The organism is Thiolapillus sp., assembly GCF_048562965.1.
Taxonomy (GTDB): domain Bacteria; phylum Pseudomonadota; class Gammaproteobacteria; order Chromatiales; family Chromatiaceae; genus Thiolapillus; species Thiolapillus brandeum_A.
The window spans coordinates 1-11,415 of record NZ_JBHNMF010000062.1 but is presented as its reverse complement, the minus strand read 5'-3'; the positions used below and the strand labels follow the sequence as shown (position 1 = coordinate 11,415).

The 11,415-nt window shown below is 53.7% G+C and carries 13 protein-coding genes; 10 read left to right on the top strand and 3 right to left on the bottom strand.

The window, feature by feature from the left end; all coding sequences use genetic code 11:
• Nucleotides 1-17: 17 nt before the first annotated feature.
• Nucleotides 18-146 (bottom strand): hypothetical protein, encoded by a 129-nt coding sequence (locus ACOCD2_RS05605; RefSeq protein ID WP_419584670.1) that lies wholly within the window; start codon nucleotides 144-146, stop codon nucleotides 18-20.
• Nucleotides 147-162: 16 nt separating this feature from the next.
• Between ACOCD2_RS05605 and ACOCD2_RS05600 the strand changes: the two genes are divergently transcribed.
• The 5 genes from ACOCD2_RS05600 (at nucleotide 163) to ccoP (ending at nucleotide 4,178) form a co-directional block, all read left to right on the top strand.
• Nucleotides 163-672 (top strand): Crp/Fnr family transcriptional regulator, encoded by a 510-nt coding sequence (locus tag ACOCD2_RS05600; protein ID WP_293645654.1) that lies wholly within the window; start codon nucleotides 163-165, stop codon nucleotides 670-672.
• Between the two features lie 304 nt (nucleotides 673-976).
• Complete coding sequence (gene ccoN, locus ACOCD2_RS05595) at nucleotides 977-2,392, top strand: cytochrome-c oxidase, cbb3-type subunit I (RefSeq protein ID WP_293645652.1); 1,416 nt, start codon at nucleotides 977-979, stop codon at nucleotides 2,390-2,392.
• 22 nt (nucleotides 2,393-2,414) lie between these two features.
• Entirely contained in the window at nucleotides 2,415-3,140 is a 726-nt protein-coding gene (gene ccoO / locus ACOCD2_RS05590) for a cytochrome-c oxidase, cbb3-type subunit II (protein WP_293645650.1), read from the top strand.
• A complete protein-coding gene (locus ACOCD2_RS05585; RefSeq protein WP_293645648.1) occupies nucleotides 3,133-3,339 on the top strand; it encodes a cbb3-type cytochrome oxidase subunit 3 in 207 nt (68 codons plus the stop codon). Before ccoO ends, ACOCD2_RS05585 begins: the two co-directional genes overlap by 8 nt.
• Nucleotides 3,336-4,178, top strand: coding sequence for a cytochrome-c oxidase, cbb3-type subunit III (gene ccoP, locus ACOCD2_RS05580; protein WP_293645646.1), 843 nt, complete (start codon nucleotides 3,336-3,338; stop codon nucleotides 4,176-4,178). Before ACOCD2_RS05585 ends, ccoP begins: the two co-directional genes overlap by 4 nt.
• Before the next feature lie 280 nt (nucleotides 4,179-4,458).
• On the opposite strand, the gene ACOCD2_RS05575 is transcribed toward ccoP, so the two are convergent.
• Nucleotides 4,459-4,758, bottom strand: a complete 300-nt coding sequence (locus ACOCD2_RS05575; RefSeq protein WP_294030305.1) for a hypothetical protein — start codon at nucleotides 4,756-4,758, stop codon at nucleotides 4,459-4,461.
• A 91-nt stretch (nucleotides 4,759-4,849) separates the two neighbouring features.
• Here ACOCD2_RS05575 and ccoG point away from each other — a divergent pair, with 91 nt between their 5' ends.
• From ccoG to ACOCD2_RS05550, 5 genes are read left to right on the top strand one after another with little or no spacing between them, the layout of a single operon-like run.
• Nucleotides 4,850-6,274: a cytochrome c oxidase accessory protein CcoG gene (gene ccoG, locus ACOCD2_RS05570; protein WP_293645642.1), complete on the top strand. Its 1,425-nt coding sequence runs from the start codon at nucleotides 4,850-4,852 to the stop codon at nucleotides 6,272-6,274.
• 11 nt (nucleotides 6,275-6,285) lie between these two features.
• Nucleotides 6,286-6,831 carry a FixH family protein gene (locus ACOCD2_RS05565; protein ID WP_293645640.1) on the top strand — a complete coding sequence of 182 codons (546 nt, stop codon included), beginning with the start codon at nucleotides 6,286-6,288 and terminating at the stop codon, nucleotides 6,829-6,831.
• Nucleotides 6,828-9,284 (top strand): heavy metal translocating P-type ATPase, encoded by a 2,457-nt coding sequence (locus ACOCD2_RS05560; RefSeq protein ID WP_293645638.1) that lies wholly within the window; start codon nucleotides 6,828-6,830, stop codon nucleotides 9,282-9,284. The genes ACOCD2_RS05565 and ACOCD2_RS05560 overlap by 4 nt, the downstream gene beginning before the upstream one ends.
• 3 nt (nucleotides 9,285-9,287) lie before the next feature.
• Nucleotides 9,288-9,500, top strand: coding sequence for a cbb3-type cytochrome oxidase assembly protein CcoS (gene ccoS / locus ACOCD2_RS05555; protein WP_293645636.1), 213 nt, complete (start codon nucleotides 9,288-9,290; stop codon nucleotides 9,498-9,500).
• Nucleotides 9,501-9,524: 24 nt separating this feature from the next.
• Entirely contained in the window at nucleotides 9,525-10,091 is a 567-nt protein-coding gene (locus ACOCD2_RS05550; RefSeq protein WP_293645634.1) for a glycine zipper 2TM domain-containing protein, read from the top strand.
• Nucleotides 10,092-10,257: 166 nt separating this feature from the next.
• Here ACOCD2_RS05550 and gnd read toward each other — a convergent pair whose 3' ends face one another.
• Nucleotides 10,258-11,268 carry a phosphogluconate dehydrogenase (NAD(+)-dependent, decarboxylating) gene (gene gnd, locus ACOCD2_RS05545; protein ID WP_293645658.1) on the bottom strand — a complete coding sequence of 337 codons (1,011 nt, stop codon included), beginning with the start codon at nucleotides 11,266-11,268 and terminating at the stop codon, nucleotides 10,258-10,260.
• Nucleotides 11,269-11,415 lie beyond the last annotated feature (147 nt).

Genomic DNA, 11,415 nt, shown 5'->3' with positions numbered 1-11,415 from the left:
GTCCAGTCATATGGGAGTCAAGTACGGAGCAGCAACGAGCTTGCGAAGTTGTTGCGTAGTGCTTGGTGACCAGGACGGCTGGGGCACAAATAGGTTGTCAAAGGCCGAGTCGATTTTGGGGGCTGGGATGTTCCAAAATCTATCACGAGGCCGAAGACACGCTTGGACGCCACCATCCTGGGCCACAGCCGGGTCATGGGGTTTTACCTCCCAGGAGAAATTGCAGGCATCGAGAATATCGGCCAGGCGACCTGCAACCACACGACCCGCGCCCTGGAAAAAGGCACTATCTGCCAGCTTGATTTCAGTGCCCTGGACAAAACACTGACACAGAGCGAACTGATCAATGTACAGAAATATCTGCTGGGATCAGCGGCCCAGCACGCCAGACAACTCCAGTGGGAACGCTCGCTGACAGGTATGCAAACCGCCGAACAGCGCGTCGCCGCTTTCCTGCTCAATATCGCCAGCCGTCTGGATTCCCACGGCTTTCATGCTCTACAGTTCCGTCTTCCCATGTCCCGGGAAGCGATCGCCGATTATCTCGGCCTGGCGATGGAAACCGTCATTCGCACCCTGAAAAATCTGCAGCATCAGTCCCTGATCTCAATCAGGGCCAAAAACATCGAAATAACAGACGAAACAGCACTGAATACCTTGCTCACCAGCTAAATTCATAGACTAACGTTATCTTTCCATCCGGCGGTTTTATGGCCTGATCGATATCTGACCGTCTTTTTTTACATACACCTGATGAAAGTCAATTTAAATACAAAAAACTGACATTTCTCATATAACCAATCTGCATTCTTTGTATAATCCTGACGGTCGGGAACCTTTTTTATTGAAACAGGTCGGCGCATTATCTTTGTGCGCCAGATAATGCAGTATCTGATGCAATAGAAAAAGGCTTCCGCGATACGTGAATTTAAAGCTTCTGGGTTGTTTTTTTCGAAATCTGAATTGGGAGGTTTTCGTGGAAGAAACGAAATATAACTTTGACGTCGTCCGATGGTTTGCCGTCATGGCGGTCGTCTATCTAGTAGTAGGAACCCTGGTGGGAACCTACATCGCATCGGAACTGGCCTGGCCATTCCTGAACTTCGATATCGCCGAAATCACTTTCGGTCGTTTGCGTCCCCTGCACACCAACGCGGTTATCTTCGCATTTGGCGGCTGTACACTGTTTGCTTCGGCTTTCTACAGCGTACAACGGACAGGCAGTACCTCCCTGTGGAGCAACAAGCTGGCCTGGTTTACATTCTGGGGCTGGAACCTGATCATCGTCGCTGCCGTCATCACTCTTCCACTGGGCATCACCCAGTCCAAGGAATATGCCGAGCTGGAGTGGCCTATCGATCTGGCCATCGCCGTCGTCTGGCTGGCTTTCGGCCTCAACTTCATCATGACCATCGCCAAGCGCAAGACCAGTCACATCTATGTGTCCAACTGGTTCTTCATGGGCATGTTTGTCATGATCACCTATCTGCACGTGGTGAACAGCCTGGCCATCCCCGTCAGCATGTTCAAATCCTACTCCATTTTCTCCGGCGTTCAGGATGCCATGATTCAGTGGTGGTGGGGTCACAACGCGGTAGGTTTCTACCTGACTGCGGGCTTCCTGGGTATCATGTACTACTTCGTCCCCAAACAGGCCAACCGCCCCGTATTCTCCTACCGTCTGTCCGTACTGCACTTCTGGGCGCTGATGTTCGGTTATGTATGGCTGGGTGCTCACCATCTGCAGTACACCGCTCTGCCTGACTGGACCGGTTCCGTCGGTGCAGCCATCTCCTTGGCCATGATCATTCCTTCCTGGGGTGGCGCCATCAACGGCATGATGACCCTGTCGGGCGCATGGGACAAACTGCGTACAGACTACATCCTGCGTTTCATGATCATGTCCCTGGCTTTCTATGCCATGTCCACCTTCGAAGGTCCGGTCATGTCTGCCAAGACAGTCAACGCGCTCTCCCACTACACTGACTGGACAGTAGGTCATGTTCACTCCGGCGCATTGGGCTGGGTTGCCATGGTATCTGCAGGCGCTCTCTACCATATGGTGGAAAAACTCTGGGGCGTCAAGATGTATTCCGCCAAGCTGGTTAACGTCCATTTCTGGACCTCTACCATCGGTACGGTTGTCTACATCACTGCAATGTGGGTATCCGGCATCATGCAAGGCCTGATGTGGCGCGATTACGATGAGTTCGGCACCCTGACCTACACCTTCGCCGAATCCGTCGCAGCCATGCATCCCTACTACGCCATGCGCGCCATCGGCGGCATGATCTTCTGGACAGGTGGTGCCATCATGCTGTTCAACGTCATCATGACCATTCGTAAAGCTTCCGCCCAGCGCAGTACCAGTGCCGCTGCGGCCGCCGCTTAACCGGATAACAGGAGAATCAACAATGGCTGATAAAATTTATTCAACCAAGCTGCAGGACACAGCGGAACGCAATGTCTTCGTTTTGTTCGTTCTGCTCCTCATCGTCCTGTCCGTGGGTGGTCTGGTGGAAATCGTTCCTCTTTTCTATCTGGACGAGACCATGGAATCCAGCAGGCACCCTGAAATCGTCTGGCAGCACGACGTTGCCCAGGCAGACAGGAAGCCAATCGCTGGCAACTGGAAAGCGGGCGATGGTGTGCGTCCTTACACTGCCCTGGAGCAGGCGGGTCGTGACATCTATGTCCGGGAAGGCTGTTATCTGTGTCATTCACAGATGATCCGTCCATTCCGTGATGAAGCCGAGCGCTATGGTCATTATTCACTCGCATCCGAGTCCATGTACGACCATCCCTTCCAGTGGGGTTCAAAACGTACCGGCCCTGACCTGGCCCGGGTTGGCGGAAAATACTCCAACGAGTGGCATCTGCAGCATCTCATGGGACCGCGTACCGTGGTGCCTGAATCTGTCATGCCCAACTACCCCTGGCTCGCCCAAAACACCGTTGACGGCAAGGCACTCAAAGGCCACCTGGAAGGTCTGCGCATGATTGGCGTACCTTATACGGATGCCGATATCGCTGAAGCCGAAAAAGTTGACGGTACCCTTGAAGTGGATGCCCTGATTGCCTACCTGCAAGTACTGGGCACCATGGCGGACCTCAAGGAAGGCGTGGATTATCGTGAGTAATCTTCGGGAATACTTTCACACCAACTGGGCAGCGATGACCCTGCACGACTGGATCGGCCTGATCCTGACCGTGGGGACATTCCTGGCCATGGTGTGGATCTACACTTATGTGTTCAACCCGAAGAACAAAGAACGTCTTGAATCACAACGGAACATTCCGTTTGACGATGAGAATACAGACTCGGAGAAAGAAAAATGAGTGATAATAGCAATCCTCACGGTCAGACAACGGGCCACGTCTGGGACGATAGCCTGGCAGAACTGACCAACCCACCACCCAAATGGTGGATGCTCGGACTGCACGCCAGCTGGATTCTGGTGGTGCTCTATACTTTGTACTATCCTTCCTGGCCGCTGATCCACAGTCATTTCAAGGGATTTGCCGGATGGACTTCTATCGGCGAATTCAAGGAAGACATGAAAGAAGTGGAAAGCGTACGCGCCAAGTACGAAGACAAGCTGCCCGGCATGAGCGCAGCAGCTATTCTTGCTGACAACGAACTGAAGAACTATGTGGTTCGGTCTGCAAAAGTGCTGTTCGGTGACAACTGTGCCGCCTGTCATGGCAGTGGCGGTGCCGGCAACCTCGGCTTCCCTGCCCTGGTAGACGATGACTGGCTTTACGGTGGAACTATCGAAACCATCGAGCAATCCGTTACCATGGGCCGCAAGGGCATGATGCCTAAGATGGGTGGTGCGCAACTGACTGATGCTGAAATCGACAAATTGGCCAACGCCATTGTCGGTGGTACCATCACCATGGAACCACTGTTCGCCTCAAAAGGCTGCATCGGCTGTCACGGCCCGGATGGCAAGGGTATGGCGGCTCTGGGTTCTGCCAACCTCACCGACAAGATATGGCGTTTCAAAGCCAAGGATCAGCTGGCGAGCGTCAAGACAACCATTACCCATGGTGTCAATGATCCTTCCGACCCCAAGACGCGGAATGCTGAAATGCCTTCCTGGAAAGGTCGTTTGACAGACACGCAGATCAAGAAGCTTGCCGTATATGTGCATGCGCTTGGTGGCGGTAAATAAGCAGTAAACCAGTAAAAGGCACCCTGACGGGTGCCTTTTCCACGTCCTTATAGGGAGGGATAATCATGTCAGACTGGGTAGCTATCGCATCTTATCTTTCAGTCGGTATTGCGGCCGTTATCGTCGTATTCCTTGTATGGAAAGTAACAAAACTGATGAACGAAACAAAATCTGACGATTGATATCAATTACGACCAACACAATACGATGAAAAGAGGGAGCTAAGAGGCTCCCTCTTTTCGTTGCAATACCTTGTTAATCCTACAGATATTGTGAATTATCACTGACAAAACGACGGCGCAATGGCAATATTCATTCGCTGCCAGCCATGGAGAGCGAAGCGAAGGCTGGTAGACCCCAGTAGCCGCGAGGCCGCACTGTTTTCCCGGCGTGCCTTGCGCCAGAGGGAAAACAAAGTAGGCCTCCGAACGCGGCGTCCAGTCATTGGGAGCCAAGTACGGAGCAGCAACGAGCTTGCGAAGTTGTTGCGTAGTGCTGGGTGACCAGGACGGCTGGGGCACAAATAGGTTGTCAAAGGCCGAGTCGATTTTGGGGACTGGGATGTCCCAAAATCTATCACGAGGTCGAAGACACGCTTGCCCGTCTTATTCGTATATACTCGGCAGGTTCATATTTGCCGGATATCTAAGTAGGTAAATCAGGAGAACACGGTGACCGAATCAGCAACTTCTGCAGAAAACCAGGCTAAATATTCCGATGATATTTATGAGGAAGCTGCCGACTGGCATGTCAATACGGGAGAGGAAAAAATCTACCCCAAACAGGCCGCCGGCAAATGGCGCAAACTCAAGTGGCTGACTCATAGTATCTGGCTGCTCCTGTTCATCGGTCCCTTCCTTCGCTGGAACGGTCAACAAGCCATACTCTTCGATATTCCCGACCGCCAGTTCCATATCTTCGGTCTTACCATCCTGCCTCAGGATGTCTGGATGCTGGCTTTGGTACTGCTGTTTTTCGCCATGTTACTGGCAGCTGTAACTTCAATCGCCGGCCGTGTTTACTGTGGTTTTTTCTGTTTCCAAACTGCCTGGACAAACTTGTTCATGTGGCTGGAAGACAAAATCGAAGGTGTCCCTGCCAAGCGCCGCAAACTGGATGCAGGCCCATGGAACGGGGAAAAAATTCGCAAGAAAGTCCTGAAATACGGAATCTGGACATTGATTGCCGTTCTTACCGGCATCAGCTTTGTATCCTGGTTCACGGACTCACGACAGCTTTGGCACGATATTTTCACTGGACAGGCCAGCAGCACGGCCTACGGGGTTATTGCTCTGTTCACTGCCGGTACGCTGGTACTTGCGGGTAAACTCCGCGAGCAGGCCTGTTTCTGGCTGTGCCCTTATGCCCGGATCCAGGGCGTAATGTACGACAAGGAAACCATCCTGCCGACCTATGACTTCCACCGCGGTGAACCCCGTGGCCGTCTGAAGAAAGGCAAACTGGTCGAAGGCAATGGAGACTGCATCGACTGCAAGCAGTGCATCGCCGTGTGCCCTACCGGCATCGATATCCGCATGGGTCAGCAGGAAGGCTGCATTACCTGCTCCCTCTGCATGGACGCCTGTGATGCCGTTATGGAAAAAATTGGCCGGCCCAAGGGGCTCATTCGCTACGCATCCATGGATGAGATGGAAGGCAAGAAGCAACTTCCCCTGCTGAAGCGCCCCAGGGTGCTGATCTACCTTACCATCCTCACACTGGCGGTAAGCGGCATCATCTACGGCATAACTCATCTTGGCGCTATTGAAGTCAAGGTACTGCACGGCCGTTCACCACTGTTCGTGCAACGTAGCGACGGCACCATACAAAACAAATACGACGTTAAGATCCTGAACAAGACTGCGAATGATATTCGCGCCAAGGTAACCGCATCAGGCATAGAGGGCATGCAGCTCAAAGGCGCTGAAGAAACACTGATCGCCAAGAAAGGCCATACCGGCTCCTATATCATGTTCATCAACGTGCCTGCAGAAAAAATCAAGGCGGAACGTACGCCTATCATCTTCAAGGTTGTGAATCTCGACAACCCAAAACAAACTTCTTCTTACGAAAGCATGTTTTTTGCTCCTGAATAATGAACTTTGCCATGAATGATAATCCAGCCAACGACAGCCCACGTTTTTCTCAGAGCAGCAACCGAGCTTTCAGAAACCCCTGGGTGCTTGCGTGGATCGGCGGCTTTCTTCTGGTACTGGGCGTGAATATCGCCTTTATCGTAACGGCCATCATGACCAATCCGGGGCTCGTGGAAAAAGATTACTACGAGCATGGCAAAGATCAGGAAGAAAACTTCATCAAGCAGCGGGAAGCGCGCAATCGCCTCGGCTGGCAGATGAAACTGGACGCCGTTCACAAACCCATTCTGGGACAGCCGGCGCGCTACACTTTCAATGTCGTAGACACCAGGGGAGTGCCAGTAGCGGGCGACAAGGCGGTCATACAAGCCTACCGTCCAAGTGACGTTCATGCAGATTTCAGCACCGAAATGCAGGAAATTGCGCCTGGCGTGTACAGCGCCGAACTTGTCTTTCCTCTCAAGGGCATCTGGGACCTCAATGCTGTGCTGACCAAAGGCGAAGACAGCCTGAAGATCACTCAGCGAATATCGGTACTGTCCAACAACAGTCGATGAACGCAGAAAATGGCGGCGGTTGCTTTCACTGCGGCCTGCCTCTGCCCGAACAGGACTATTCAACTGATATTGACGGTCAGGAGCAGCATTTCTGCTGCTTCGGCTGCCAGTCTGTCTGTGAAGCCATCTATGCAGCCGGCATGGAAGGCTTCTATCAGCGCACACCTGAAGGCCTTCTGCTTGAACCTCCGCCTCCCCCCCCTGAGGATCTGGGACTGTATGACCTGGAAGAAGTCCAAGACGAATTCGTACACAAAAAAGGCCAGGAACGCGAGATTCATCTTCTGGTGGAAGGCATACACTGTGCCGCCTGTGTCTGGCTCATCGAACACACTCTGAATCAGCTGCCCGGCGTATTGTCTGCCCGGGTCAACCTTTCCGCCAAACGCCTGCTGCTGCGCTGGGACAACAGCCGCATCCAGCTGTCGGAAATCATCAACTCACTGGCCAGGGTCGGCTATGCAGCTACGCCTTTCGACCCTGAAGCCGCCGAAGGCATCCTGAAAAAGCAGACCCGTGATCTGCTGTTCCGCATCACCTTTGCCGGCTTTGCCATGATGAACCTCATCTGGGTTTCCATCGCGCTGTACAGCGGTGCCGACAAAGGCGAGTTCCACACCCTGTTTCACTGGGTCGGATTCGCACTCGCCACTCCGACACTGCTGTATTCCGGCTGGCCCTTTCTCAAGGGGGCCTGGACCAGCCTGCGTACCCGGCACCTGGGCATGGATCTCCCCATCGCGCTGGGCGCCGTGGTTACCTGGGCCTATTCCAGCTGGGTGACCTTTACCGATCTTCCCGATCACCAGGTCTATTTCGATACCGTCGTAAACTTCATTTTCGTTATCCTCATCGGGCGTCACCTGGAAGGGGTGTCCAAGCGTCATGCCGTTGCCGCAACACAAAGGCTGCTCGATCTGCAATCCCGGATCGCCCTGGTATTGCAGGACGGCGAGGAAAAATCTGTCCCCATACGCAGGGTCAAGCCGGGTGACCAGGTGGTTGTCAAACCGGGTGCAAAAATTCCTGTAGACGGTATCGTGCTGCAGGGAGAAAGCCAGGTCGATGAGGCCATGCTCAGTGGTGAATCCAAACCTGTTGCGAAACACCCGGGAGACAAGGTGTCTGCCGGCACGGTCAATACCCAGGGAGCACTGACCATCGAAGTTACCGGTACCCTGAACAACACGGCTCTCGGCCGGATCATCCGCCTGGTGGAAGAAGCTCAGGCATCAAAAGCCCCCATCCAGTGCACGGCAGACCGCATTGTTCCCTGGTTCGTAATGGCCACCCTGAGCCTTGCCACCCTGACCTTCTTCATCTGGGTACACAAAGATTTCGAACTCGCTCTGACGGCAGCCACTTCGGTACTTATCATCACCTGCCCCTGCGCTTTTGGACTCGCGACCCCCATGGCGATCGCAGTGGCTTCCGGTCAGGGCGCCCACCATGGCATTCTGGTGAAGACCGGCGCGGTTCTCGAAACCCTTTCCCATGTGGAACACTTTGTCTTCGACAAGACCGGCACCCTGACTGAAGGAAAAATGCAGGTTGTACGCACCATTCCTTCGGCGGCGCTTTCAGAAGAACGCCTGCTGCAATATGCTGCAGCTGCGGAACGTTTCTCCGAACACAGCATCGCCCAGGCCATCATTGCCGAAGCCAGACACAGAAACATCGACCCGAAAGAACTGGATATAGCGGATTTCCACAGCAGTCTTGGCCAGGGAATCCGCACTCGCATCGAGGGGTCCGACATACTTATCGGTACACTGCAATGGCTACAGGCACAGCAAGTGGCTCTTGATGACATGTTACTGGAGCAATCAGCCGAACTAGAAAATCAGGGCATTTCCCTGGTTCACGTAGCCATGGATGGCCGGCATATCGGCATCATCGGTATCGCTGACCGGCTGCGTGATGATGCCCGCACACTGATTGATGAACTCCGTGCAAAAAACATCCGGCTGACCCTGCTTTCCGGTGACAGGCGCTCGGTAGCGGAGGCGGTAGCCAGACAGCTGGGAGGTATGCAGGTGATCGCCGAAGTGTTGCCTGAGGACAAGGACAAGGTTATCGCAGAGCTGCAGAAACAGGGGCAACTGGTTGCCATGGTCGGGGACGGCGTCAATGATGCCCCCGCGCTGATCCGGGCAGATGTGGGTATTGCCATCGGCTCCGGCACCGATGTATCGGTCGAAAGCGCAGATATCGTGCTCATGAGTGACGAACTGGAGAAGATCAGCCTGGCCGTTGCGCTCTCCCGGCGCACCCTGAAAACGATTCGCCAGAACATCATGATTTCTTTCGCCTATAATATAATCATGGTGCCGTTGGCCATGGCGGCAATGATAATGCCATTGATAGCCGCAATTTCCATGCCCATCAGTTCATTGCTGGTTATCGGCAATGCTGCACGTATTCGTACGCTTTTCAAAACGGGAGAACCCTGAATCATGGAAGTCATCTACAGCCTCATTCCCGGTATGATCTTTTTCGGACTCGTATTCGTAGGCGTGCTGATTTGGGCTATCCGCAAAGGACAGTATGAAGACATGGAAGGAGACGGCAACCGGATTCTCATGGATGACGATGAGCCCTCTAGCAGCGGTAAGGGATCAACAAAACGTGTCAAGCGGCCAGGCCTCAATTACCCGGATGAAGACTGAAAACCACCCAGCGAAGGTATCAAAATGAAAATGAACAACGTGCTTACACTGTCCACCGGTACACTGGTGCTGCTGTCTGTATTCAATCTGTCCGCCTGTTCCAACTCCGATCAGCAGGATGAGAAAGAGACCAATGCAGGCGTACAGAAGAACCAGCCCGAATTTGCCGAAGTCATCAAAATCGAAGAAGTGGTCAAGAAAAGCGAAACGCCCAAGGAAGTATGCAAGGACGTACCTGTCACCCAGAAAGTACAGCCCAAGGACGACAAACAGATCGCCGGTACGGTAACAGGCGCCGCCATTGGGGGCGTGCTGGGAAATCAGATCGGCGGCGGCAAGGGAAAGACGCTTGCTACTGTAGCGGGCGTGGTTGCCGGAGGTGTTACCGGCAACAAGGTACAGGAGAATGCACAGAACAAGAAGACCACCACGACGATGCAACGCAAATGCGAAACCGTAACGGAAACCAGGGAAGAAATCGTGGGCTATGAAGTCACTTACCGCATTGGCGACAGGGAAGCCAAGGTACAGATGAAAGAAAAGCCCGGCAAACAGATTCCACTCAAGGACGGAAAGCCCGTTCTCCCCTGATCACCGGTGACGGGAAGGCGCATCCTTCCCGTCTTTCGGGACAAACAGGATGCTGAAAAAGTCCAGCCATGGATTTTTTCAGCAATGGAAACCAAAAAATCCTGTTTTTCAACAGACTGCGAAGACCCTGCTTTATTCACAACGCGGGCACCAGGCGGAGAGAGGCCTACTCCTTTTCGTGGTGTCCACCAAACTCGTAGCGCATGGCAGAAAGAATACGATTGCCGAAATCCGCCTCTCCACGGGAGGCAAAACGGTCAAACAGCGCTGCGCTGAGCACATGCACAGGCACACCCGCCTCAATGGCGGCGATATTGGTCCAGCGACCTTCACCAGAATCCGAAACCTTGCCAGAAAAACTGTCCAGCTCCGGATTCTTGCTCAGGGCATTTGCCGTCAGATCGAGCAGCCAGGAACCAATGACACTGCCCCGGCGCCACACTTCCGCGACTTCGATAACATCGATATCGTACTGAAAGGTCCTGGGGTCACTCAGCGGTGCCGTTTCCGCGTCCTGGTCCCGCGTATCCTTGCCCACATTCGCATGGCGCAACAGGTTGATGCCTTCCGCATAGGCCGCCATCAGCGCATACTCGATGCCGTTGTGGACCATTTTCACGAAATGCCCGGCACCTGCCGGCCCGCAGTGCAGATAGCCCTGTTCTGACTGGCTCGGCTCGCCTGCTCTGCCCTGAGTACGGGGAATGTCTCCCATTCCCGGCGCCAGTGCAGAAAACACGGGTTCCAGACGCTTCACCACCGTTTTTTCACCGCCTATCATCAGACAGTACCCCCGCTCCAGGCCCCATACACCACCGCTAGTACCCACATCCACAAAATGGATATCTGCGGCAGCCAGCTGTCCGGCATGATCGATATCATTCTTGTAATAGGAGTTGCCACCATCGATCAGGGTATCACCGGCAGACAGCAGGGGCTTCAGCTCGTCGATCAGGCTGTCCACATAGGCCGTGGGAATCATCATCCAGATATGCCTGGGACCCTGCAGCTGGTCTACCAGGTCTTTTAGATTGCTGGCGCCAACAGCGCCCTCAGACGCGAGCCCTTCCACTGCTGACGGATTGTTGTCGTACACGACGCATTCGATTCCTGAACGCATGAGGCGCTTCACCATGTTTGCCCCCATCCTGCCCAGACCGATCATTCCCAGTTGCATATTTTTTCTCCATTCACTCTGTACTAGATGTCGGGTACCATGTGATTATATTCCAAAAAGGAGCTATCCTTTGTTCCGAACCCGCCAGATATTGAACGACTGGCTCACGCAAAACCTGGAGGAAGCATAATGCCATGGTTATCCATC